At 42.6% G+C, this 23,065-nt stretch carries 23 protein-coding genes, 1 tRNA gene and 1 pseudogene; 13 read left to right on the top strand and 12 right to left on the bottom strand.

Translation table 11 applies throughout. The features are described 5' to 3' along the window. Positions 1–77 precede the first annotated feature (77 nt). The 4 genes from AC20MK_RS09840 (at position 78) to AC20MK_RS09825 (ending at position 3,309) form a co-directional block, all read left to right on the top strand. Positions 78–151, top strand: a tRNA-Thr gene (locus tag AC20MK_RS09840). Between the two features lie 535 nt (positions 152–686). Beyond that, positions 687–1,841 (top strand): MFS transporter, encoded by a 1,155-nt coding sequence (locus tag AC20MK_RS09835; RefSeq protein ID WP_487355635.1) that lies wholly within the window; start codon positions 687–689, stop codon positions 1,839–1,841. A 103-nt stretch (positions 1,842–1,944) separates the two neighbouring features. Further along, the gene (locus tag AC20MK_RS09830) at positions 1,945–2,385 is read left to right on the top strand and encodes a methylated-DNA--[protein]-cysteine S-methyltransferase (RefSeq protein ID WP_487355634.1); all 441 of its coding nucleotides are present in this window, start codon (positions 1,945–1,947) and stop codon (positions 2,383–2,385) included. A 297-nt stretch (positions 2,386–2,682) separates the two neighbouring features. Beyond that, positions 2,683–3,309: a hypothetical protein gene (locus AC20MK_RS09825; protein WP_487355633.1), complete on the top strand. Its 627-nt coding sequence runs from the start codon at positions 2,683–2,685 to the stop codon at positions 3,307–3,309. A gap of 11 nt (positions 3,310–3,320) precedes the next feature. On the opposite strand, the gene AC20MK_RS09820 is transcribed toward AC20MK_RS09825, so the two are convergent. The 7 genes from AC20MK_RS09820 to AC20MK_RS09790 form a co-directional block, all read right to left on the bottom strand. Continuing rightward, positions 3,321–3,587 (bottom strand): DUF3303 domain-containing protein, encoded by a 267-nt coding sequence (locus AC20MK_RS09820; RefSeq protein WP_487355632.1) that lies wholly within the window; start codon positions 3,585–3,587, stop codon positions 3,321–3,323. A 161-nt stretch (positions 3,588–3,748) separates the two neighbouring features. Beyond that, on the bottom strand, positions 3,749–4,015 hold the full coding sequence (locus AC20MK_RS09815; RefSeq protein ID WP_270095297.1) for a DUF3303 domain-containing protein: 267 nt from the start codon (positions 4,013–4,015) through the stop codon (positions 3,749–3,751). Between the two features lie 109 nt (positions 4,016–4,124). Further along, entirely contained in the window at positions 4,125–4,643 is a 519-nt protein-coding gene (locus tag AC20MK_RS09810; RefSeq protein WP_487355631.1) for a fasciclin domain-containing protein, read from the bottom strand. 234 nt (positions 4,644–4,877) lie between these two features. After that, complete coding sequence (locus tag AC20MK_RS09805; RefSeq protein WP_487355630.1) at positions 4,878–7,016, bottom strand: PEP/pyruvate-binding domain-containing protein; 2,139 nt, start codon at positions 7,014–7,016, stop codon at positions 4,878–4,880. After that, positions 7,013–7,453, bottom strand: a complete 441-nt coding sequence (locus tag AC20MK_RS09800) for a pyridoxamine 5'-phosphate oxidase family protein (RefSeq protein WP_487355629.1) — start codon at positions 7,451–7,453, stop codon at positions 7,013–7,015. Before AC20MK_RS09800 ends, AC20MK_RS09805 begins: the two co-directional genes overlap by 4 nt. Positions 7,454–7,514: 61 nt before the next feature. Further along, positions 7,515–8,549, bottom strand: a complete 1,035-nt coding sequence (locus tag AC20MK_RS09795) for a YbgA family protein (RefSeq protein WP_487355628.1) — start codon at positions 8,547–8,549, stop codon at positions 7,515–7,517. 424 nt (positions 8,550–8,973) lie between these two features. Further along, entirely contained in the window at positions 8,974–10,467 is a 1,494-nt protein-coding gene (locus AC20MK_RS09790; protein WP_487355627.1) for a replication factor C large subunit, read from the bottom strand. Between the two features lie 119 nt (positions 10,468–10,586). Between AC20MK_RS09790 and mtxX the strand changes: the two genes are divergently transcribed. From mtxX to AC20MK_RS09770, 4 genes and pseudogenes are all read left to right on the top strand, one after another. After that, positions 10,587–11,414: a methanogenesis marker protein Mmp4/MtxX gene (gene mtxX, locus AC20MK_RS09785; RefSeq protein WP_487355626.1), complete on the top strand. Its 828-nt coding sequence runs from the start codon at positions 10,587–10,589 to the stop codon at positions 11,412–11,414. Then, a pseudogene (locus AC20MK_RS09780) lies at positions 11,405–11,854 on the top strand (tetrahydromethanopterin S-methyltransferase subunit A); the annotation flags it as partial. The gene mtxX and the pseudogene AC20MK_RS09780, both read left to right, overlap by 10 nt. Before the next feature lie 96 nt (positions 11,855–11,950). Further along, a complete protein-coding gene (mtrH, locus tag AC20MK_RS09775) occupies positions 11,951–12,883 on the top strand; it encodes a tetrahydromethanopterin S-methyltransferase subunit H (RefSeq protein ID WP_487357101.1) in 933 nt (310 codons plus the stop codon). Between the two features lie 71 nt (positions 12,884–12,954). Further along, on the top strand, positions 12,955–14,391 hold the full coding sequence (locus tag AC20MK_RS09770) for a hypothetical protein (RefSeq protein WP_487355625.1): 1,437 nt from the start codon (positions 12,955–12,957) through the stop codon (positions 14,389–14,391). A 57-nt stretch (positions 14,392–14,448) separates the two neighbouring features. On the opposite strand, the gene ilvD is transcribed toward AC20MK_RS09770, so the two are convergent. After that, positions 14,449–16,110, bottom strand: coding sequence for a dihydroxy-acid dehydratase (ilvD, locus tag AC20MK_RS09765; RefSeq protein WP_487355624.1), 1,662 nt, complete (start codon positions 16,108–16,110; stop codon positions 14,449–14,451). A 114-nt stretch (positions 16,111–16,224) separates the two neighbouring features. On the opposite strand from ilvD, the gene AC20MK_RS09760 reads away from it, so the two are divergent. Beyond that, entirely contained in the window at positions 16,225–17,925 is a 1,701-nt protein-coding gene (locus tag AC20MK_RS09760) for a radical SAM protein (RefSeq protein ID WP_487355623.1), read from the top strand. A gap of 48 nt (positions 17,926–17,973) precedes the next feature. On the opposite strand, the gene AC20MK_RS09755 is transcribed toward AC20MK_RS09760, so the two are convergent. From AC20MK_RS09755 to AC20MK_RS09740, 4 genes are all read right to left on the bottom strand, one after another. Then, on the bottom strand, positions 17,974–19,008 hold the full coding sequence (locus tag AC20MK_RS09755) for a lysylphosphatidylglycerol synthase transmembrane domain-containing protein (protein ID WP_487355622.1): 1,035 nt from the start codon (positions 19,006–19,008) through the stop codon (positions 17,974–17,976). A 20-nt stretch (positions 19,009–19,028) separates the two neighbouring features. Then, positions 19,029–20,189, bottom strand: coding sequence for a nucleotidyltransferase family protein (locus AC20MK_RS09750; protein ID WP_487355621.1), 1,161 nt, complete (start codon positions 20,187–20,189; stop codon positions 19,029–19,031). Positions 20,190–20,251: 62 nt separating this feature from the next. Continuing rightward, positions 20,252–20,632, bottom strand: coding sequence for an OB-fold nucleic acid binding domain-containing protein (locus AC20MK_RS09745; RefSeq protein WP_487355620.1), 381 nt, complete (start codon positions 20,630–20,632; stop codon positions 20,252–20,254). Positions 20,633–20,641: 9 nt separating this feature from the next. Next, the gene (locus AC20MK_RS09740) at positions 20,642–21,184 is read right to left on the bottom strand and encodes an FKBP-type peptidyl-prolyl cis-trans isomerase (RefSeq protein WP_487355619.1); all 543 of its coding nucleotides are present in this window, start codon (positions 21,182–21,184) and stop codon (positions 20,642–20,644) included. A gap of 188 nt (positions 21,185–21,372) precedes the next feature. On the opposite strand from AC20MK_RS09740, the gene AC20MK_RS09735 reads away from it, so the two are divergent. From AC20MK_RS09735 to AC20MK_RS09720, 4 genes are all read left to right on the top strand, one after another. Continuing rightward, positions 21,373–21,876 (top strand): hypothetical protein, encoded by a 504-nt coding sequence (locus AC20MK_RS09735; RefSeq protein ID WP_487355618.1) that lies wholly within the window; start codon positions 21,373–21,375, stop codon positions 21,874–21,876. A 139-nt stretch (positions 21,877–22,015) separates the two neighbouring features. Further along, positions 22,016–22,273, top strand: a complete 258-nt coding sequence (locus AC20MK_RS09730; protein WP_487355617.1) for a hypothetical protein — start codon at positions 22,016–22,018, stop codon at positions 22,271–22,273. A 37-nt stretch (positions 22,274–22,310) separates the two neighbouring features. Further along, positions 22,311–22,532 carry a hypothetical protein gene (locus tag AC20MK_RS09725; RefSeq protein WP_487355616.1) on the top strand — a complete coding sequence of 74 codons (222 nt, stop codon included), beginning with the start codon at positions 22,311–22,313 and terminating at the stop codon, positions 22,530–22,532. Positions 22,533–22,551: 19 nt separating this feature from the next. After that, positions 22,552–22,845: a winged helix-turn-helix domain-containing protein gene (locus tag AC20MK_RS09720; protein WP_172368486.1), complete on the top strand. Its 294-nt coding sequence runs from the start codon at positions 22,552–22,554 to the stop codon at positions 22,843–22,845. Positions 22,846–23,065 lie beyond the last annotated feature (220 nt).

The following is a 23,065-nucleotide window of genomic DNA, read 5'->3' as shown; positions in this document are numbered from 1 at the left end:
ACATAGTATATCTACACTCTACATTCAACCATAACATTTATTTGTTATTATGCATTGTATGGGTACGTTTCAATAGCGCCTCGGTGGCTCAGCCCGGCAGAGCGAGTGATTTGTAATCACTAGGTCGCGTGTTCAAATCACGCCCGAGGCTTTTTCTCTCTGCTTATCTATTATTTTCTGCTTCTAATACCTCTATTGTAGTATTGTAGTATTGTAGTTTCTCTTATGATTGCGTATTCTGAATATTTGTATATCGGCTACAATACTTTTCATCTTTGTAACAAAAAGAAAGAATTATATAAAATATAGTGGTATGTTATATAAGGTGACAATGATGGGAGTATCTAATAATATTACTGTCAGTTATTATGGTTCTCCAGCTACATTTATGGATTATTCACTTTTTGTAATCCTATGCTTTGCGTTTTATTCTGCAGCATATGTGATTCTAAAAAAGTTCTATGCTGGAAATTTCAAAGTGACCTTTGTTATTGGTTATTTACTTCTTTGTATTTTCTCAACATTTCTGTCTGCATTGATCGCTTTCTATATTTGAAAAAGTTTATTATGTCCTGACAAATATCTTCTACCTCATTTCATTCTCTTTTCTCTCTTTACTGGTCGTACAGTGCAATTAATTACACATCAGTTCTTCTCTAAGACCAAAATCACTTAGGATCTACAAAATGCAATTCAAACCCTATCACCTTGCATTCCTGGCAGCAACCGCCTTCTTTGCAATGGCAGGTGGTGCCATACTTGCTCCTGTCCTTCCGCAGATGGTGGGACCGCTTGGCAGGATGCCCCATGAAGTCGCACAGTTGATGACAGTCTATACCATTTCCACAGCCATCTTTTCACTGGTGATCGGTCATTTCGTGGACAGGGTGAACAGGAAGGCCATCCTTGTTCCCTGTCTTGTTCTCAACGGTCTGATGGGGCTTTTCAGCTTCTTTGCCACCGACCTTGAAACGTTGCTTGTGTTGAGGTTCGTTCAGGGTATCGGAATTGCTGGGATGATGTCACTTATAATGCTGGTCATAGGCGATGTCTATGAAGGGCTTGACCGTGTTCAATCCATGGGCAGGATAAGTATGGCCATAGCCATCGGGTCGGTAACAGCTCCTCTTATAGGTGGAGGTCTGGCCACAGTGGGGTGGAACTATCCGTTCCTTTTCTACGTCCTCTCCCTGCCATTTGCTCTTATGGTGTGGGCGTTCCTTCCGGAAACAAAGGATAATGATCACCATGAAAATGCCAAAGGGCTTGGCGAAGCGCTTCGGGCATTGAAGGACAAGAGAATTGCCTATACGGTCTTCTTAAGTTTCGCTATCTTCTTTCTGCTATTTTCAATTGTGGTCTACATCCCTTTCATGCTTAAGGAAGTGTTCGGTTTCGCTGCAAAGGAAGCAGGACTTGTGCTCTCAATTCAGGGTTTTGCCATCGTTCTGGTGGCTTCCAGCATAAAGAAGCTTGCAGCAAGATCATCGCTTCCAGTGCTCATTGGGTCCGGTTTTATCCTTATGGGTGTACCTATATTTCTCATCTCGTTGAATGTTCAGCTTCCTGTCCTGTTCTTGCTGCTTCTTTTCTTCGGTGCCGGTTTTGGGCTGGCACAGACAAGCATTGATACGCAGATCATCCAGATCTCACCTGTGAGGGCAAGGGGTGGTGTTCTGTCCATTCATAATACCATGAAATATGTTGGACAAAGTGCGGCACCGGTTCTATTGGGCATAGTACTGCTCTATTTCGGCCTGCAAACAGTTTTCTTTTTGGCAGGCATTTTCGGTCTGATGGTGGCTATAACCACATTTGCAGTCAGGGTATGGTTCGATTGATATCTGTCTATATACAACAAATAACAAAGAAAGGAACATGTACTACGATCTCATGCAAACAGACCTTGTGGGCTAGCTCCTTCTAGCAGGCGATAATGAGGGCTTGAAATGGGTATGTCTGCTCAAAGGCAAGACTGACCTTATCCTTCCTCCGGACTGGGTCCGGGATGAGGTTCTCTTCTCATATGTTAAGGAACAATTAGGGCAATATTTCAAAGGTAATTTGAAAGAGTTTGACCTAAAATTGTCTCCTGATGGCACTTCTTTTCAGAAGCTGGTGTGGGATGCCCTCACAAAAATACCGCTTGGAACGACTGTGACCTATGCTGATGTTGCAAAAATGATCGGTAGGCCGAAAGCTGTGCGGGCTGTAGGGGGTGCTATCGGTGCAAATCCTATACTGATCATCATTCCGTGTCATCGGGTGATCGGTTCTTCAGGGAAGCTCACCGGATTCTCAAGCGGTCTGGAGAACAAGGTCCTGCTTCTGGACCATGAGGGGATGAAAATAAAAGGGAGTGGAAGGTCAGCTCTTGTGATGTGATCTGATTCCTGAAAGAGATTTCAAAAGTCGAAAAAAGAAGAGAATTATTGCATTTATTTCTTCAAACGAGGCAAACACAAGGCCAAGATAACAACTTCTCAATACATCTAAATAGTATCCATTTTAATGTAATTATATGGACAAATAGGGGAATTTGGTGGAACCAGAAGTAATTATAACCTTGTCTTAACTTTTCAGATCTCCTTCAGCTACATCACCTGAAAATTGCAGTGAGATCAGTAGATAAAGCCACAAATTCATTTAGATAAATGCAGTAAATTATTATTTTGCCTACTTATGGAGATAAGTAAAGCATATGGGGGGATCATCACGACCAAAGAAGATTATAATCTATTCCTTACGCTCATCAAGAAAATAAATTCATTATTCTATAGACCAGTTCCCGAAATATCTCATGGAGATATGATTGAATGGGATGTATCTGCTATTCAATTAAAGCAAGGTGAGGAGTTAATTATCTCAGGTAAAACAAAACCTGAAAAAAGTATAAAATTAGACGTCAATTTCGAGATGTCAATTCCTGTTAAAGATAATAAGTATGAGCACAGGTTCGATGACGTAGCAATAAATTCAATACCAAACGAATTCCATGTCGAGGCATATGAAGTCAAGAACATGACCTTCACGGTCCGAATGCTTATACCTTTTAAGCAGTACAGAGAAGCCGAAAATGGACGGGCAGTATACATTGACAAAGATGTTCCTTCAGGAAACTATGATATAATCATAAATGGAGAGACTGAAAGTGTCGAAGATGTTCTATTGAAAATTAAAGCCTCGCAAACAATCGTTTCAGACAGTGAAGGCAATTTTGTTTATGGATATCCAACAAAAGCATTCCCTGTTGGCCCCATTAACTTATTCTTAGGAAAAGAAGAAAAAGAAATAAAAATAATCCCCTGAAAAAAGGGGATTCAGTTCCTTTTGCTCATTAATGAAATGAACTCGGTTGATCCCATTACAGGAACAGTTTCAATGTAGCACACATCCGACCATGGGAGGTTGAATGTTGCAAAAGCCTCTGCATCGTCGCACTCATATAGGATAAAAAATCTGCCTCCCGTGAGATCGACCCATTGATTGTGGATCTTTATCCCTGCAGGCATTTTTATTTCTTTAAAATGTTCAAGTATGAGATCGCGACTCTCTGGTTCCCAAGTACTGATTTCCATATATAGCATATTAATTACCCCACTTTTAATTTAACAATTATACCATAAAAAATTAGATCCAAGAGGATCTCATGGTATCACTAATGTTCTAATGATGTTTATTATCCATTACTAACTTCAATATCGTCCAGGATCACAATTGCATTATTTACTTTTGACCATCTCTGATCTCAGCTTTTTCTGCTCATTAGTGATATGAACTCGGTTGATTTCATTACAGGGACAGTCTCAATGTAGCATACATCCGACCATGGAAGGTTGAATTTTGCAAAAGCCTCTGCATCGTCGCACTCATATAGGATAAAATATCTAGATCCCGTGAGATCGATCCATTGATCGTGGACCTTTACTCCTGCAGGCATCTTCAGCTCTTTAAAGTGTTCAAGTATCAGATCACGTTTCTCTGGTTCCCAAGTACTGATTTCCATGTATAGCATATTCATTTCCTCCAATTTTTATTTAATAATTACACCATATCATAAAATGAAATTCTTTTGAATCTCATGGTGAATTTCATACATTATTATGATCCATTATGTCCTTTTCTTACATCATTGAAGGTGGCAGTATGACCTTGTCTATGACGTGGATTACACCATTGCTGGCTTTAATGTCAGCCTGAACAACATTGGCATCATTTACTTTTACACCATCTGTGGTATCAAAGGTAATTTCCTCGCCCTGAACAGTTGCTGCAGAATCCAGACCTGCAACGTCTGCTGCCATGACTTCACCGGCAACTACATGGTATGTTAATACAGCTGCAAGAGCTTCTTCATCTGCAAGCAATGCATCAAGAGTGCCTTCAGGAAGTGCTGCAAATGCCTCATCTGTTGGTGCAAATACTGTGAAAGGACCTTCTCCTCTCAATGTGTCCTCAAGACCCGCTGCCTGGACTGCCTGGACCAGAGTTGTAAATGAACCGGCACCAATTGCCGTGTCTACAATATCCATCTCTTCCATCATTTCTTCTTCAGGTGCACTCTCAGTATCTGTAGAAGTACAACCAGAAGCTAATACCATTGTTGCTATAAGCAAAGCTATTAATATTTTTGAGATCTTCATTCGTCGCCCCCCTTGGCCACTAAATAAGTTATGTATGTTAAGTTCATCTTCTATATCATATATAGATTACTATCTATTTTGATAAAATTATATTTACTTTAAATTTAATATGGAAAGAATCCTTTAAGCTACGATTATAATTCTAATGTAACTACTTATTTTTTAAAAGAACAAATAATTAAAGTGAATCTGTTTCTCATTTATTTTCTGAATAAGCCTGAAGAAAAAGCTCTTTTACTTTCTTTGTATCATTACGATACCAAGATAACCATCAACTGTCACTTCATCCCCTGTATTTATGATATCTATGGCATCAGTAATGCCTGTTACACAAGGAATACCATACTCACGTGCTATTATGGCCCCATGAATGAGCATGCCTCCTCTGCGCTCAACAATACCAGATACTAGGGGTGCAACAAATGTCATGTTTGGATCAATTGCATCACAGATCAGTATTTCACCGGATCTTACATTAAAAAGATCATCCTTTTCTTCGATGACCCTTGCAATTCCTGAGACTATGCCTTTACTTGCGGGCTGTCCCTGGATCTGCCTGACCATGAATCTTTCTGGCAGAGCATTCTCCTGAGTTAGCACTTCCTTTTTTGGAACATAATTTTGATCCCTTAACGCCTTTATGACATCATCATCGCTTATGTTTTGTTCAATATTCCTTTTTAAGAGCCTTTGTTTTCCTTCTTTGACTGAATCAAGATAATGTCCTTCTATGTTTCCCAGGTAGATATTATCATCATCGCGGAGTTTGTAACTTGCACGGCCAATATCAAGCAATTCAGAAGCATATGATCTTTCTTTTGGATCGAATTTAGAAAGGAAATCTTTTGTTAATGCCTGTGAATCCTTTGAATTTGCAACCTCAGTCTCTGGATGTGAGGATAATTCCAGAATCAGCTTTAACATCTGTGTTTTGTCCTCTATGTAAGATGATCTTCCAAAAAGTTCCATAAAATCTTCAAATATGTTTGCAAATTCTCCTTCAATTGAACCCGAATCAATTCTTTTTCTGAGCGAATTGTCCTTTCGGACCATTTCAGCAAGTAAATTGAGCTGCTTGTTTCTCTGTAAACTTAAAAGATCAGAATTTGTCAGAAGGTCCATAAACTCGTATGGATCAGAAGTTTTCATTTTTTCATTATATACATCTCCAAAAAATCTCATCCCATGCGCAAATGGAATGAATTCTTTTGTGTAGGTCGCATCCCACTTCTGGAAGATAGATCTTCGAGAAATAATCACATCAGCAATTTCAATATCGTTCAGGTCTTGAAGGTCAAGCTGTGACATTGATCCTGAATCTGAGATCATTTCCGGGATAAGTATGTTCTCTATTTTCATACGCAGAGCTTTCAGGTTATCGAAGGTCCTCTTTAAGGAGATATACCAGCTCTTTTCCTTATCATCAAGGGTCGTAATCGGTCTTGACTGAAGAAGAAATATTTCATTATCCCTAATTGTCCATTCCATGTCCTGAGGAGAATCGAACACCTTTTCCGAGAACATGGCCATTTCATAGATCCTTCTGATCTCATCATGATTTAGCGGTTCCTTATCTGAAAAAGCAGCTGGCAACTTTTCGAGAGAAGTCCCGCTTTCGTTTAACCTGACGCTTTTTTCCCTGTCAGAGGCAACAATATGTTGAACAATTTCACCGTTTTTCCTATCCAGTATCCACCTGTCAGGCTCAATATCACCACTAACAAGGCCCTCATTGAGACCATATACTGCCTCTATGGTCAGATGGCTTTCATTGTTTGGGTCTTTGCTAAATACTATTCCCGACTTTTCACCCTCAACTAGTTCCTGAACTAAGACTGCCATTGAACTTTGTCTTATATCAAGGCCTAACTCCTCCCGGTAAAGAATTGCCGAATCTGACCACAGGGATGCCCATACAAGTTTTACGTGTTCAAGTATTGGATCGATACCCCTGACATTCACATAAGACTCATGGATGCCTGCGAAAGAAGTATTTACTGAGTCTTCACCGGGGGCTGAAGACCGTATGACGACCGGGACTTGGTCATATTCCATTGCAATTTCGGATCGGATCTCATTTTCTATATCATCGGAAATGGAAGCACCTATAAAGAGATTCTTAAGACGCAGGGATGTATCCCACATCTCTTCCCATCTCATTTTTCCGAAATCCTTTCTTGAAATTTCAAGTAAGATCTGACCTTCAAGTCCACTGTCTTTTAAGAACTTTCTATATGCATCGGCTGTAACTGAAAAATATTTTGGAACATTGAAGCCTTTTTCCCTGAGCTTTGATAATGAGTAAGCTTTACCACCAACATTTTCTTTATCCTCTTCAGTGATATTTTCCATTGGGATGATAAGTTTGGTCATCTCAAATTCATCTCCACAACATTCTGGAAGCTCGTTGCGATAATATATTTTTCAACTTCCATCATCATCAGTGCAGATGAGGGGGCTTTTAGGAACTTTTCTAAGTGCGGTTGTTTTGAAAGGTATAGATCGACAAATGAGGGTTCTTTATCTACTTCTCTTATGGGGCCCATTGCATTGACCGCAGTAGCATCCTTGAAATCCGAGATGGTATTCGATCTGTTATCTATTAAGATCGATGCATTATGTGAAAGTTGTATATTCGAATATTTTCTTGTAAATCTCGGGGTCACAAAGAACAGTTTTTTGAAGTCTTCAGTTGCAGCAAAAGCTATCAGATTTGTATATGGATCACCGTCCTTTTCACTAGCAAGAACTCCTAGCCTCTGTTCCATTAGGACCTGCCGTAAGTTATCTTCAGGTACTTTTTCTTCCATTTGGACCCCCCCTCTCCTTTACATGATAATATAAATTCGACTTCCAGCGACAAGCTTGTCTTTAGTGCAAATGTACTTTGGATTGCTCGGATGCGATCGGGAAATTTGCCCAGAAATCCCGATCTCTTTCAGTTTGTGATTCACTTCTCAATTCTTCCGGATATGGGAAGAACAATCTGGAATATTCTTTTTTCGAGTCACTAAAACTCATAACATAAAACTTAAGGATCTCGAGTAATGCATCGCATGTCAAGCGATTATCAGTATATTTTTTTATGACCTGAGCCAGGTATTTCTCTTCAACATTGTTCAAGGAAGAGATTATATTTAACAATGTTTCATTTGCTACATCTATAATTTCATTCGACTTCGGTTCTCTGGAAAAAATATGTGGCATTATTCTTTCGTATTCTTTCAGGATCGCATCGAATTTTAAAGAACTCTTATTTTCAACCAGCTCATCCAATTTTAAAGAGATATCATGATTGTAGAGACGGAAAAGATAGTGATTATACTGATGAAATTGTTCCAAATTTTCAATTGAACCCGATTCTTTTACTTTCCTAAGGTCTGCAAAAGCAAAAAGTTTTGTAAGGAAATGGTGCCTTATAATATTGTTCCTCAGCCGATCATCTTCTTCCATCGGATATTCGATGTAGTCACGAAGTATTTTCTCTGCAAAGAAACCATTGCCACGATCGACCACTAATCCTTTCACTTTATCGGAGTAGATCTTGATCTCCCTCAACCCAATGGTGGGAGATCCGGATTTAAATATGAAACCATCAACAGGGGGGAGTTCTTTCAGGAATGTTTCTGTGAAGTTGTCCATCTTTTCTGTTAGATCACTCTGTGTTATTGGTTGAATAAGTCTTTTTTCCCCATCTACAAGTACTATCCTAATGGGATCACGTGGAACTCCAAGTCCAATTTCCACTTCCGGACATACTTTAATAAAATCTGCAAATTGAATCATGTCATGAACTGTCTGGCAATGTATGCACCCTCCATCATAGCGCACATTTTCAAACTCCAGACATTTACTTACCACAATGCGAGGCTTTGTGTAAGGATACTCAGGAATCTCATAATCCATAATCTCTCCCTCCAATTAACTTATGCATAAAATGAAAACACCAATTCGTGTTTGTAAAATAAAAATAAAAGGCAATGGGTCAATACCTCAATGCTTTTCATTTGCAAAATATATCATGCCATCCCCTGATATTCTGACTGTAAAGTAAATCATTCTTTCAATTATTCTATGACCTAAGAGCTAATTTATAATTTACAGAAGTATGTCTGTAACACATGATATTTATATCTGATGTGAACTACTTCTTATATATTAATTTTTTTTATATTTATAATCTATTAATGTTTAAGTGACTTTATTAATACTCTATCTGCGCAAGATCCGACCTAAAAAAGAAAAGAAGAGAAGGGAAGAAAAAGGTTGGAAATAGTTGACAAAAGGCTTTGTCGATTTCCTCACCCGATGATACATGATCTTGACACTTTCAGAAATCGAACAATGTCTTTTGCGGTTTAGCTTTTGAAGCACTCTTTTTTACGGGAGGTACATTCTCGATCTCTTTCTTTTCGATCTTGTCCTCTTGAGGTGCAGTGTTGATTATCTGTGTAAGGTCCATCTGTTTCTTGTCAGGGGTCTGTTTTCTGGGCTTCTTCTCAAAGAATGGTTTGCCGTCATCACGTCCAAGGCTCTGTCGTCTTGCCTGTGCGAGGTCATGGATCCTCTGTATGTCCTTTGTGACCTTTTTCTTGCCCGTGAGATAGACCATCTCATCAATGCTCAGTTCAAGATCGAAAGTAACATCTGCTGCATATTCGTCTTCTTCCAGCATCCTGCCGTAAAGGTGTGCAAGGTCTGTGCGTGAATATCGCATGGATTTATTGGCATGGTCCGCTATCTTTGAAGCAATATTATCTCTCATATCACGTTTAGCCCTTAACTGTCCCATCTTTCGCCAGAACGATGGTGGCTGGTACTTTGTGAACCCTCGGCCAACGTGGGTCTTTGAAACAACGGTCCCGCATGTCATAAGGGCACCTGCATATCTCCAGAGGCGGTAGCTCTGTCGTTTTCTTACACGCCCGAGGTATCTGTCCGCTTTGGCCAAATGTTCATATCCGGTGATGAGGTCTTCCTCTGTGCCTTCTTCAGTTCCATATTGTAAAGGCAGGTTCTCGTCTATCCAATGTATAAGGTTCTCAGGGGTCTCATCAAGACCATAGGTAGCTTCCAGTGCTTTCTTTGGGTCTGTGTTCTTGAATATATTTCCAAGCACTTTGAAGATCGACTCTTTTGTATCCCTTTCGGAAGTAGCGATATCCTCTATGTGTATCTCATCCCTTCCGACTGCCACTGCCTGAAGGTCTTTAACGGCACTTCGCAGGTCTCCTCCGGCGTTCTCTGCCAGCTTTTCAAGAACTCCGACACCGCACATGATCTTCTCTTCGACACATATCCTCTTCAGTGCCGGTATCATGGAACGTCCCTGTACCGAATTGAACTTGAGCTCAATGCAGAGTGAACGTACGGAAGGTGTAAGTCCATAGAGATCGTTGGCAATAAGCACGATGGGGTGGTCTGTGTTCTTTATAATACCGCCGATGGCCCTGGCTCCTCCCCTGTCGGCATTCCCATGGATATTATCGGCCTCATCAAGTATGATAAGTCTCTTTGCAGTGGTTCCGGTAAGGGAGCTCATCTTTGATGCAGAACCAGCGACCCTTTCAATGACGCCTGCCGTTCTCTGGTCACTTGCGTTAAGTTCGATGGTCTCCCAGTCAAGGTCCCTGGCAAGTGCGTGTGCTGCTGAGGTCTTTCCAACTCCTGCAGGGCCATGCAGTATGACCGCTCTCTTTTCAGGCGTTCCTGATAGCCATGACTGTGCCCATTCACGCATATCCACAACAGATCTTTTGTTGCCTACAATGTCCTTAAGGGACTGTGGTCGGTATTTTTCAACCCATTCGATAGATTCTACCATCTGTGATCATACCTTACATAAAAGGGAAAAGTAATTAATGTTTGCATTTCTTTTTGATTCTAATTAATATCATTTCTGGCAGGTGTATCGTGGCTCGGCAAAGCAGCACAGAAGGTCTTATGGATGTTGTTAGGAGAAGGGCTATTTCAAATGTGGCAAAGGTTGCCATAGGAGTTCGAAATCCTTCTGCAAAGATGATCTCCAGTATCGAGAATGCTCACAATTCGGGTTATGCTCACGTTATTCTTGTAGGGGATAAAAAGGAGATCGATTCTGTGGGAACTTCTCTTGAGATCATCAATACCCATGAACCCGAGTTAGTTCTTGGGGATCTGCTTGCTTCCGGTTCAGTGGATGCTGCGGTAAGAGGTACTGCTAATGCTTCCGGCACTCTTTCTCATCTTAAGGATGTCCTTGGCATCGAAAAGTTGTATCGCATGGCCTTTCTGATAAGTGCGGATGGTGTCCCGTTCTTCCTTGCTCCTGTTGGCATCGATGAAGGAAATGACCTCTCGGACAAGATAACCCTTGTGTGTCTTGGTGTCGAACATATACGCAGGTTCGAGATCGAGCCTGTGGTGGGCATACTTTCAGGGGGCAGAATGGGAGATCTTGGCAGGCACGAGAAGATCGACCGTACCCTTGCAGATGGGGATTTCCTTGCATCCAGGCTTCGGGAAAACGGTATATGTGCAAAGCATTATACAATACTCATCGAAGATGCTATCAAGGAAGCGAACTTTATCTTTGCTCCAGACGGTATAACCGGCAACCTGATATTCAGGACACTTGTTTTCCTCGGCGGAGGGGACGGTATTGGTGCGCCGGTATTGATGGATGATCATGTCTTCGTGGATACTTCACGAGTTGGCGGCCACTATACGAAAGCCATAATGCTTGCCAGTGCTCTTGTGGACATGAAGAACGAAAGGAATGGATCGAATTAAGGGGTGTTGACATAGAAACTGTTGCCTTTGACTGGCCTGTTGTAAAAGGGGATTGTGTCTCCGGTAAAGAGGATTCCTGTATTGCTGTTATCACGCTTGCGAGTTCATTGGAACCGTATGAGAAAGCTGCTATGTGGGGTAGTTGCAAGACCGAGAACCTTGGTGCGGAAAAGATCATCATAAACACGATCTCGAATTCCAATATAAGATATGTACTGCTATGTGGTAATGAATCAAAAGGTCACCTTGCTGGGCAAACGCTTCTTGCACTTCATAAGAACGGCATCGATGATGATGGTCGCATAATTGGTTCGGATGGTGCTATCCCTTTTGTGGAGAACATCGGAAAGGATGCCATCGAACGTTTCCAGAAACAGGTTACGATAATCGACCGCATAGGTCTTACTGATATTGATGAAATATACAATATCGTTGATGAATACTGCTCAAAGGAAGGTTCATATTGCGAAGATCCTTTTGTTGTGGAAGTTGTGACGAAGAGGAAGACAGTCCCAGCGGATATGGTGGGTGGTGGCATGTTCTGTTTCCAGAAGGAACAGAAGATCGTGAATATTGCTGGTGTGAAGATGGGCGGCCAACCCGGTGAACTTCCGACGGTCCTTGCAGGTACTATTTTCTACGAAGGGCATAAAATCGTAGAGAATGCGGATATTGGGATCTTTGATCGTTTCGCTGCAGAGGACCTTGTGAACGTGCAGGACCTGATGTCGGATGAGACTGGTAATCCTTCGATAGTTCATATCTTTGCCAACACTGTCAAAAGTATGCAGGAATATGTTGACTTCGTTTCATCTGTAACTGATTCTCCATTCATAATCGATTCTCCGCAACCGGAGGTCAGAATGGCTTCTGCTGAGTATGTCACGGATGTCGGTCTTGCTGACAAGACCATCTATAATTCCATCAATATGAGCATCACAGAAGCTGAATGCGAAGCCCTCCAGCTTTCTGATATTGACAGTTCCATTGTTCTTGGTTTCAATGCAATGGATTCTTCCCTTGAGGGCAGGATGTCCCTGCTTGAAGATGGCGGCAAATTACTTGATAAGGGTTTGATCGAAGTTGCAGAGGACTGTGGCATAAGTAATATCCTTATTGATCCGAGCATTACTCCCATGGGTAATGGTGCAGGCATTGCACTTCGTATGACAATGGCAGCCAAGGAGAAATGGGGATTCCCTGTAGGTTCAGGTATTCATAATGCTCCTTCCTCCTGGAGATGGCTCAAGGAAAAGAAGAAGCTCGATCCTCTTGTATATCGTATGTGTGATATCGGAACGGTAACGATGCAGCAACTAGTTGGTGGCGATTTTGTACTTTATGGTCCCATCGAGAATGCCACATACACCTTCCCAATGGCTGCAATGGCTGATATTATGATAGCAGAAGCTTCATCTGATATGGTTTCCCAGACCGCTTCCAGACACCCTCTTAATAGGCTGGTATGAATTATTCGGTCTTGGAAATGCTTATGTATTGCTTCTATACATATTCCTCTTAACTTCCAGGTTGGTCAGGCATGAAAGAACTTAAGCTTAGTATATCTGATGAGTTATATGATGGATTGTCCGATGTCAAGGATAGGGATTCCTTTGTAGCATCACTTCTTGAGAAAGAGTTGGGAGGGGTAGAATGCAAACCTCCGGTGTCGAACAACAGCTCAAATGATGTAGATGTTGAAGGTGTAAGGGTTGATGATGCTTTGGACATCATACCGGTTCAGGAAGATTTGGCTGAACAGACCATATTACATCTTAATGTTCCGAATGAACCTAGTGACAATGCAAAGTATATGTCTATTGAAAAAATGGCATATTTTCAGCGGGATATTGCAGATATGGCAAACCGCATAGATGAACTTGAAGATAAGATCAGTGATATGAACATTGTCATTTTTAATCTTATGAAAAGATCAAGTCTCAATGAAACTGTTTCTGCTGAAGGTGCTTCTGTTTCCGATGCTTATGTTGCTGATGTTTCTGTTGACGATGTTTCCGTTGCTGATGTTTCTGTTGACGATGTTTCCGTTGCTGATGTTTCTGTTGACGATGTTTCTGTTGACGATGTTTCCGTTGCTGATGTTTCTGTTGACGATGTTTCTGTTGACGATGTTTCTGTTGACGATGTTTCCGTTGCTGATGTTACTGTTGACGATATTTCTGTTGACAATGTTTCTGTTGACAACGTTTCTATTGAGGCTGGTGCCCATGTTAATTCAGTTTCAGATCCAATCGTGGAAACTTCTGGTCCAAATTCAACAGTTCCAGGAGATCTCGATATAAAACTTCCTTATGCAACCTTATCATTTCCGGAGTTGAAAATACCGCCGGAATTACTCTCTGGGGAAGACGACCTTTCCACGAAAGAAGGAACGCTCGTACAGGGTATCTTGCCTTCTGATCCCTTCATAAGTGAACCTATGTCTTCTGTTTCTCCAGACCCCACTCCTTTTGAGACTCTCGTTTCTCTCAAGCAGGATGCATTCACTAATGAAGTCCGTGAAATAGAAAGTTCATCGAATGATCTGGAGCCACCATTGGAAAATTTGCTGGAAAGATCTGTCCCACCAACGGGTAATTTTGCATCTTTGATCGAAGAAGGTGTGATCTCTTCAAAACCACTTCCATCTTCAACATCAAATGTTCCGGTAACATCAATGTTCGCACCTTCCGGGAATCAGGTAAATAACAATTCAAGTTTGCCTTCTGCAGAAGTGGTGGCCAGGACTCCATCTGCTTCTGAAGGTCCGCGACCTGCGGCCGACAGGTTGGAAAGTTCTATTCTTGCATATCTGCCATTCGGTTCTGAAGTAAAGAAGGATATCATCAAGAACCTTCTTCCAAGAAGATATACGGATGATGAGCTTGAAACCAAGATAAACCAGCTTCTGGCTTCAGGAAAGGTGTCTAATATCGTGAAAGACGGAATTGTGCATCTCACAAGGACTTCTAAATAAGAAACAAAATAATAATACTAAGTTGTAAAAAAGAAAGTTTAGCTGCATAATGCAGCTTTATTCTCTGATAGCACCTTTGCTTGCTGAAGATACCATCTTTCGATAGCGTGCAAGGTATCCCGTAGCTTCCTTTTCCACCGGTTTGAACACGGCCCTTCTCTTTTCAAGTTCCTCTTCTGATACTTTGAGCTCAATTCTTCTTTCAGGCATATCTATCTCTATGATATCACCTTCCTGTATCAATCCAATAGGACCGCCCTCATAAGCTTCGGGGGATATATGTCCTATACATGGACCTCTTGTACCGCCTGAGAACCTTCCGTCCGTAATTAGTGCAACGGAATCGATAAGTCCCATTCCTGCTATGGCGGATGTGGGGGAGAGCATTTCTCGCATTCCTGGTCCTCCTTTTGGCCCTTCGTACCTGATGACCACAACGTCACCTGGTTTGATATCTCCTTTAAGGATGGTCTCCATTGCTTCTTCTTCACTGTCAAAGACCCTTGCAGGTCCGGTGTGCCTTAGCATCTTTTCATCAACGGCAGCCTGTTTGACCACAGCTCCATCAGGGGCAAGGTTTCCTTTGAGTACCGCAATTCCGCCTTCCTCATGGAGGGGTTCCTCGAGCGTCGTGATGACGCGTTCGTTCGTCTTTGGATTGACTATAACGAATTCCTCGATGTTCTTGCCAACGGTCTTTCCGGTGACCGTCATCTCATCAAGGTTGAGCTTTGATACGAGTCTCTTCAGGATTGCATGAACTCCGCCAGCCCTTTCAAAGTCGATCATGAAGTTTTCTCCACCAGGTCTGAGTCCTATCAGGTGGGGAGTTGTTCTGCTAAGTTCATTGAATTTCTCAAGAGGAAGTTCAAGCCCGAACTCGTGTGCTATGGCAGGCAGGTGAAGGGTCGTGTTGGTACTTCCGCCTACTGCAAGGTCCACTCTTATTGCATTCTCAAATGACTTCTCAGTGACGATCTTGCGTGCGGTAAGTCCTTCGCTTATCATTGCAACTATCCTTTCTCCTGACTCCTTTGCAATGCGCATCTTTTTTGCATCGATGGCATGTGCGGTCGCACAGCCTGGAAGACTGAGTCCGAGAGCCTCTGTCATACATGCCATTGTGTTTGCAGTGAACATTCCTGCACATGAGCCTGCACCACAGCAACAGAGATCTTCAAGCTGTTTAAGTTTCTCAGATGAGACTGCACCGCTCCTGCAGGCTCCAACTCCTTCGAAAACGGAAACCAGGTCTGTGTATTTATCATCAACGAATCCGGGGAGCATTGGACCGCCTGTCACAACAATTGCCGGAATGTCAACTCTTCCGGCTGCCATGAGGTGTCCCGGTGTGATCTTGTCACATGAGGTGACCATGACCATGCCGTCCATCTGCTGTCCCTGCAACATTATCTCAATGGTATCTTCTATTGCTTCCCTGCTTGGAAGTGAGTATTTCATACCTTCATGTCCCATTGCGATACCATCACAGACACCTATTGTATGGAATTCGAAAGGAACACCGCCTGCATTGCGAATACCGGCCTTTACAGCTTCTGCTACTTTGTCAAGGTGAATATGTCCCGGAATGAACTCTGTCCAGGAATTCACAACAGCTATGAACGGTTTTTTCATCTCAGAATCCGTCACTCCCATAGCTTTCAAAAGCGATCTGTTAGGCGCTCGTGCGTCTCCTTTCTTTGTATTGTCACTTCTCATATGATAACCTCGTAAATGCAATGACCAACTATTCTACACGATTAAACTATATGAATAATATGGCATGTTATGTCAAAAGGTTCATTTATAAGCCATCCTTCCTTTTAGTATCTCATGAGAGCTGTGATAATAGATGGTTATGTGGATGAACCGGCATGTTTCGGAGTCCCGCCCTATATTTCTCCTTATATTCGTTACATAGCCGGGGCCCTGCGTGAAAAAGGCTTTTTAGAGCATGACATTGATTATTTTACCATCGACAGTCTCAGAACAGCAACTTCTGATGATGTCCAGCTCTTGAAAAAGGCTGATATTGTGGTAATATTGTCCGGTATGACAGTTCCCGGCAAATACCTTCGTTCCTCGCCGATAACTCCAGGCGAGATCGAGAACCTCTGCACCCTTGCCTCAGGTATCAAGGTCATAGGTGGTCCCATTCGTCTTGGTTTCAGTAAAGAAGGTGGCAAAGGTGCAAAAGAACTTGGAATTGACGCCGAGGACACCATTCTCGCAAAAAGCGATATCGAAGCTTTTGTCTATGATCTTTTCGAGAATGGCAAAATCTGTGATCCTGAAGATGTCGCTCACAGGATGAGGACTGTGGATGAGATCGGCAGATGGGCTAAGCTCGGTGCTTTTATAATAGCTCAACATCCCGATTATCCTCACGTTATGTGTGAACTGGAAACCTATCGTGGATGTGGTCGTAAGGTGCACTGTTCTTTCTGCACTGAAAGGTTCTACGGTCATTCCGATCACCGTCCTGTGGCAGATGTGATCGCTGAAGTAGCTTCACTTTATGATCTTGGTGCAAGGAACTTCCGTATTGGGAGGCAGCCGGACCTATTGAGTTATCATGCTAAGGATATAGGTGCTGATGTTCTTCAGCCGAGCCCGGACATCCTGGAAACCCTTTACAGTGGTATCCGAAAGGTTGCTCCTGAACTGAAAGTTCTGCACATGGATAACACGAACCCTGCAACCATGGTCGCCTATCCAGAACAGAGCCTTGAGATATTGAAGACCATCGTGAAATATCATACCTCTGGCGATATCGCAGCATTGGGCATAGAAAGTGCGGACCCTGCCGTTGTTAGTGCGAATGACCTCAAAGTACACCCGGATGATGTTTTCGATGTAATTAAGATGATAAACGATGTTGGCTCGGCAAGGGGTAGTAGTGGTTTACCGGAGTTGCTTCCGGGATTGAACTTTGTTCATGGTCTGCCCGGGGAGACCAAGAAGACATTCGAGCTGAACTACGAGCTTCTTAAGGATGTGCTGGATTCCGGGCTTCTTGTGCGGAGGATAAATATTAGGCAGGTCATGGCATTTCCGGGAACTAAAGTGCACGGGAACGATGATCTTGTTTACAAGCACAAAAAACTGTTTCTCAAATACAAAGAAAAGGTCCGAAAGGAGATCGACCTGCCGATGTTGAGGAAGATCGTGCCGATCGGAACTGTGCTCAAGGATGTAATGTGCGAGGTCCATGATGAAAGGTCAAAGCACGACCTCACATTTGGCAGACAGTTCGGTTCATACCCCCTCCTTGTGGGATTCCCTCTTGATCTTCCTCTGGGTGCATTCGTCGATGCTGCTATTGTGGGGCATGGACAGCGTTCTGTAAAAGCGATACCTTTTCCACTGGATGTAAATTCCACTCCTTTGCAGGTGATAAAGGAAATTCCCGGTCTAAGTGCCATGGATGTGTCTAAGATCATAAGTGGTGTGCCTTATGCGAATATGGATGAACTTGTTCAAAAAGTGGCTCTAGCAGAAAATATACTTGAATACTTTTCTGTGAATCCCTGAATCTTCATTCTGGGATGTTCATTTATCAGTGTTAATTCCCGTATATGTTCACTTTTTGATGGATTCGTTGATGATATCTGCATCTTTGAGTACCTTGATGCTGATAAACCCTCCAATAATGATATTCATATAATATGTGAGGGCTCTCCATGTGAGCACTGTTATCCCTATCAATGAAGGGGTCGCGACAACAACGGAAAAGAGCGAGCTGGCACCGAATTCAGCAACACCGCTTGCTCCGGGGGTTGCAGGTATTATCATAAGGCATGTAAGAAGTATCTGTACCATGAACGAAAGTAAGATCTCCGGGGGCTGTCCGAGTCCTGCAAGTATCACCGGCAGTATGGAGTAAAGTGTTCCTCTATAAACGATGGTACAGATAGTTCCATAATAGAGTCCTTTCCTTCCCTTTTTGGTGAAATACCTTATACTATATTGGAAATGGTCCATCTCTATGTCTATCTTTCTCAGAACGTTTGCAAGAGCTTCATCTGTCTTCCTGCCATGGAAGCGTTTTGTCCTGTTTACAAAAAAGTGAATTGTGGACCTTGTCTTGTTCGGTTTCCATATTGCATATGTCAGCATTCCCAGTATCATGAAAATGAACAGTTCACCTGCTATCAGCATCATATCGAAGTTCTCTTCAGGGAATAACCCTCTTAAAATGTAAAGGGCAAATGGTGCGATAAGAAGGATAAGAAATGCATCGGTCAGCCTTTCTCCCACTATGACAGCCGTGGCCTTTCCTATAGGGATCTTATTTTTGGAAAGCAGGTGTATCCTCAATGCTTCTCCACCTGCAGAAGAGGGTGTAACAGCTGCGACAAGAAGGCTGGATATTGCTATTTCGATCGTTTTCAAGGCCTTTATGTCATGTCCCAGCGACTGGCACATGAATTTCGTCCGTAATCCCCATACTACGTATGAGAACAACTGAAGGGCTATTGCAGCAACAATAGCCTCTTTCTTAATGTTCAGGATCGCATCAATGGTCGTAGTATCTACTGTGAATATCAGCAGAAGTACTATCGATATAAAGCTGATAACAAGCGAAACAGATAGCCACTTGATGATCCGATTCATGGTTTTGGTAACTTCGAAGTTTAGTCGAATTCTGGATTGATCATGGTCTCCTTGATCCTTGAACCGGCTTTTATGGTCACTTCAGGCCATATCTTCACATCAGAGTGGATCGTAGCATCATCTCTTATGATCACACGTGGCCCGATAACAGTTCCGTTCTCAAGGTTACAATTTTGTCCGACAACGGTATAATTGTCGATTATGGATCCGGATGCATTTGTGTTGCATCCAATGGTCACATCGTTGAATATATATGAAGATAATATCCTGCAATTGTCCTTAATGACACAATTGGAGCCTATGGCAGTGTAAGGTCCGATAAGCACGTTGTCTCCGATGGTGGTGTTCTCACCTATGACGATAGGTCCCACAAGTGCGGAATTCGTACCGACGATAACATTGTTCCCTATCTTCAGGGGGCCTTGTATTCGTGCGTCCTTTGTATTGAAATTACCTTCAATGGATGTTCCTGGGAGGGATTCGAGCATCCATCTCTGTGCCTGCCTGTATGCCGTGGAACTTCCTACATCGGTCCAGTGGCCACACACCAGCATTCCATTGATCTTCTCTCCCTTACTCATCAATGCCGGGAACAGGTCCTTTGCAAAATCATATTTTTCATCTTCGGGTATCCAGTCGAATATTTCCGGGGAACACATGTAGATACCTGTGCTCGCAAGATTACTGAATATCTCTCCTGGGCCGGGTTTCTCTAAAAAGCGGTGGATCCTGTTGTTGACATCCATGTCCGCGATACCGAATTCACGAGGGTCATCGATGGACATAAGTCCGATGGTTATCATGGCATCGTTCATTTCATGCTGGCGGTATATACTGCGCAGACTAAGGTCCATTACGTGGTCTCCGCCCACTATCATGAACGGTTCACCTTTAAGGAACTCTTCCGCATTCTTAACTCCACCAGCGGTACCGAGCCTCTTTTCCTCATATACATATTCGATATGAACTCCGAACATCCTGCCGTCCCCGAGGCTTTCCTCTATCTTTTCTGCCATGTAGCCAATGGTAATGACTATCTCTGTGAACCCTTCCATGGCAAGGTGTTCTATCAGATGCACTACAGACGGTTTGTTCAGAATAGGTATGCTTGGCTTAGGTCTCTCAAAGGTAAGTGGGCGAAGTCGTGTGCCTTCCCCCCCACACATGATACACGCTTTCATGCCCTCTAAGATGCTGTTTTTCTTTATTACTGTTGCTATTTTGAACAAGGGGTCTAAAAGTTTCAGAGCTTTTCAATATCCTTCTTGTCCTTTACAATGATCTCAAGTTCACCTTCATACTCGTCAAGGATCCCTTCAATATGTGCCATATCGTTGACTGCCAGTTCCTTGTCTATTCCTTTGGCACCTTTGTTGTTCGGAACGAACACAGTGATCATCTCACCTTCGTGATCGATCTCCAGAATAAGATGGTCTCCGGAATAGGTCATCCTCTTATTGAGGACAGGTCCTTCAACAAAGACCTTTTCTCCGATAGTGGTCGAATCTGACAATGGTCCAACATTGCCGCTCAACTCTCCAGGGATGTATATAAAATAAGCGACTGCCAGCGATAGTATTGCCATCGCCAGCAGGATCGAAATTATTTTCTCTTCTTTTTCCATATGTAATGTTCAGTCCTGGCCAATGGAAACCAAGGTGATCTTGAAGACCAATGTCTCTCCTGCAAGGTGGTGGTTGTAGTCAACATAGGCGTTGGTCTCATCCATTCTGACAATGGTGACCTGACCGTACTGGGTGAAGAGGGGCATACCGACCTCTGCCTCGATACCCATTTCTTTAAGCTGGGTTATTGGGACAGGCTGGACAAGTTCCTCATCATATTCTCCGTAGGCTTCTGCTGCTGGGATGGTGACCGTCTTTTCTTCACCGACCGTCATACCGACAACACCTGCATCGAACCCTGCGATCATCTGGCCTGCACCGACCTTGAACTCAAGGGGCTCGTATCCTCTTGCAGGATTGTACTGCCCTGCTTCCTTTGCTACATCTTCAAGGGATGTATCAAAGATAGTTCCGTCTTCAAGCTGACCGATGTAGTTGACCGATATTAAATCTCCTTCTTGTACCATGGTATTTTCCTGATCCCCGTTGCTTGCACACCCGCTCACAAGGAGCATGCCTGTAAGTATTAGGAGTAATAGTGCTTTTCTCATTGGAATCAACAGTTCTAATCTTATTATGTGTGATAAGCGTTTTGATTACTGCAAATATTTTAAAAACGATATCTAGGGGCTACTTCTCAGTTGTGACTCAACATCCTTATATATGGATGCGTACATGTGTAACATATAGGCTACATATATGACATATGCCTTACTCGACTATTATGAAGGTGAACAATATGAGTAAAACAACAACAATGCTTTTGATAGGCGCTCTATTTGTTGCAGGTGCTGGAATGCTTGCCACAGCAGGTGAAGTTCAGGCTGCTTATGGATATGGCGGATGCCCTGGTTACGGAGGCGGATATGGTGCAGCTTACGATGGTGATGGTCAGAACCTCGGTTACCCTGAGGTAGTGGTAACTGGTGTGGATGATGCACTGAATATTGCAAAGGCCGACATAGATCCTGATGTGAAAGAAGAGAATATCTACACAATGGGCAGATGGTGGGTCGTACAGTATGTGGATGATGAAGGCACTATTGCGCAGAGCTACATCGATGCGTTCACTGGGGATGTTGTCGATCTTACCGACCAGTCTTACACTTATGCTCCAAGGGGATATGGCAGGATGCATGGTTATGGGCAGGGTATGATGAATGGCTACGGACCTGGCTACGGCATGATGAATGGCTATGGGCAAGGGTATGGAATGGGTAACGGTGGAATGTACCGTTACTAATGATTTTTCTATATGATCGAATTATGTGGGTTTCCTGTCCTTTATTGATCAGTACCACCACAACCACCTTTGGCAGGAAACCTGCTGATATCATTTTGTCTTTATCGATATCTGTATTTTAAAAAAGGAGCTGAGAAATATGATGGGATATGGTCTGTATGGGGGATATGGTGGAATAGGAGGTTTTGGTATGATATTCATGTTAATTCTGTTTGCAGTTATCATTTGGTTCGTGATGTCTCTCTTCAGGAACGGGTCCACATCATTCTGCCACAATGGAAATGGTGTGCATAACAATGGTGTAAATAACAACGATGATCTCCGTCTCTCGAGGATCGAACAGCAGGTTGAGAGCAATCGTGAAACTCTGGGCAAGATATTGAAGAAGCTGGAGTAAACGCTAATATAAAAACAGTGACATACTATCGATTACTATGATGCACTATTACGATACTTTCAATGCTTTCAATGCTTTCGGTTTCCTTCTGGAGATCATCCTCATACTTGTGGTTGTAGGTGCAGCTATCGTTTTCCTTAGCCGCTCAGGGTTAGTGGGCTCACAGAACAGCAATGAACGGCTTGTGAGTATGGAAAAGGATGTTGCTGACATCAAGAAGACCGTAGAGGAGATCAAAGAGAAACTGGAAGAGATCTAAAACAGCACCCGGTCGAACCATGGAACGTACAATGCAGCAAGTGGTGTCAATAGGGGAGGCTATTTCCCATCCATTACGCCTTAAGCTATTGTGTATGCTTTCTGAGCGCGAATGGTATGTCTATGAGCTTGCCAAAGAACTGGGCGTTTCGCGTCAGGTCCTCTATCTTCACTTGAAACGTCTTGAAAAAGCTGGTTTTGTTGAAAGTGATCTTCGGCTTGAGGATGATGATATGAGGGCAAAGAAGTTCTTCAAATTGAAAGAGTTCAATGTTTCATTGGGCATAAATGACCTGAAGCCATTCTTCGAATGAGCTTGCTAGGAGCGCTGTAACTGGATATTTTTCTCAGATAGCTTTCTTTAATTCTTTCTCTTTTCGTTTTTAAAACTTCTAATACGATCACCAATCGTTATCCATTTAGATTATATTTGTATTGGCTATGTGGTATGTATATACACTTTTTCAATTACGTGTATAATCTAAATGCGCGTCTTTATATGTCATAACAAGTTTACTTGTTACAATTCAGATT

The organism is Methanococcoides sp. DA23 (assembly GCF_057593895.1).
This window is presented reverse-complemented; position numbering and strand designations above follow the sequence as displayed.

What these genes read in the sequence shown, in the direction of transcription:
- AC20MK_RS09810 (WP_487355631.1), bottom strand. Translation starts at nt 4,643, where the DNA reads ATGAAGATCTCAAAAATATTAATAGCTTTGCTTATAGCAACAATGGTA.
- AC20MK_RS09835 (WP_487355635.1), top strand. Translation starts at nt 687, where the DNA reads ATGCAATTCAAACCCTATCACCTTGCATTCCTGGCAGCAACCGCCTTC.
- AC20MK_RS09795 (WP_487355628.1), bottom strand. Translation starts at nt 8,549, where the DNA reads ATGGATTATGAGATTCCTGAGTATCCTTACACAAAGCCTCGCATTGTG.
- mtrH (WP_487357101.1), top strand. Translation starts at nt 11,951, where the DNA reads ATGTTCTGTTTCCAGAAGGAACAGAAGATCGTGAATATTGCTGGTGTG.
- AC20MK_RS09755 (WP_487355622.1), bottom strand. Translation starts at nt 19,008, where the DNA reads ATGAATCGGATCATCAAGTGGCTATCTGTTTCGCTTGTTATCAGCTTT.
- AC20MK_RS09815 (WP_270095297.1), bottom strand. Translation starts at nt 4,015, where the DNA reads ATGCTATACATGGAAATCAGTACTTGGGAACCAGAGAAACGTGATCTG.
- AC20MK_RS09720 (WP_172368486.1), top strand. Translation starts at nt 22,552, where the DNA reads ATGGAACGTACAATGCAGCAAGTGGTGTCAATAGGGGAGGCTATTTCC.
- mtxX (WP_487355626.1), top strand. Translation starts at nt 10,587, where the DNA reads ATGGATGTTGTTAGGAGAAGGGCTATTTCAAATGTGGCAAAGGTTGCC.
- AC20MK_RS09740 (WP_487355619.1), bottom strand. Translation starts at nt 21,184, where the DNA reads ATGAGAAAAGCACTATTACTCCTAATACTTACAGGCATGCTCCTTGTG.
- AC20MK_RS09760 (WP_487355623.1), top strand. Translation starts at nt 16,225, where the DNA reads ATGAGAGCTGTGATAATAGATGGTTATGTGGATGAACCGGCATGTTTC.
- AC20MK_RS09725 (WP_487355616.1), top strand. Translation starts at nt 22,311, where the DNA reads ATGATGCACTATTACGATACTTTCAATGCTTTCAATGCTTTCGGTTTC.
- AC20MK_RS09730 (WP_487355617.1), top strand. Translation starts at nt 22,016, where the DNA reads ATGATGGGATATGGTCTGTATGGGGGATATGGTGGAATAGGAGGTTTT.
- ilvD (WP_487355624.1), bottom strand. Translation starts at nt 16,110, where the DNA reads ATGAGAAGTGACAATACAAAGAAAGGAGACGCACGAGCGCCTAACAGA.
- AC20MK_RS09770 (WP_487355625.1), top strand. Translation starts at nt 12,955, where the DNA reads ATGAAAGAACTTAAGCTTAGTATATCTGATGAGTTATATGATGGATTG.
- AC20MK_RS09820 (WP_487355632.1), bottom strand. Translation starts at nt 3,587, where the DNA reads ATGCTATATATGGAAATCAGTACTTGGGAACCAGAGAGTCGCGATCTC.
- AC20MK_RS09750 (WP_487355621.1), bottom strand. Translation starts at nt 20,189, where the DNA reads ATGAAAGCGTGTATCATGTGTGGGGGGGAAGGCACACGACTTCGCCCA.
- AC20MK_RS09745 (WP_487355620.1), bottom strand. Translation starts at nt 20,632, where the DNA reads ATGGAAAAAGAAGAGAAAATAATTTCGATCCTGCTGGCGATGGCAATA.
- AC20MK_RS09805 (WP_487355630.1), bottom strand. Translation starts at nt 7,016, where the DNA reads ATGACCAAACTTATCATCCCAATGGAAAATATCACTGAAGAGGATAAA.
- AC20MK_RS09800 (WP_487355629.1), bottom strand. Translation starts at nt 7,453, where the DNA reads ATGGAAGAAAAAGTACCTGAAGATAACTTACGGCAGGTCCTAATGGAA.
- AC20MK_RS09825 (WP_487355633.1), top strand. Translation starts at nt 2,683, where the DNA reads ATGGAGATAAGTAAAGCATATGGGGGGATCATCACGACCAAAGAAGAT.
- AC20MK_RS09790 (WP_487355627.1), bottom strand. Translation starts at nt 10,467, where the DNA reads ATGGTAGAATCTATCGAATGGGTTGAAAAATACCGACCACAGTCCCTT.
- AC20MK_RS09735 (WP_487355618.1), top strand. Translation starts at nt 21,373, where the DNA reads ATGAGTAAAACAACAACAATGCTTTTGATAGGCGCTCTATTTGTTGCA.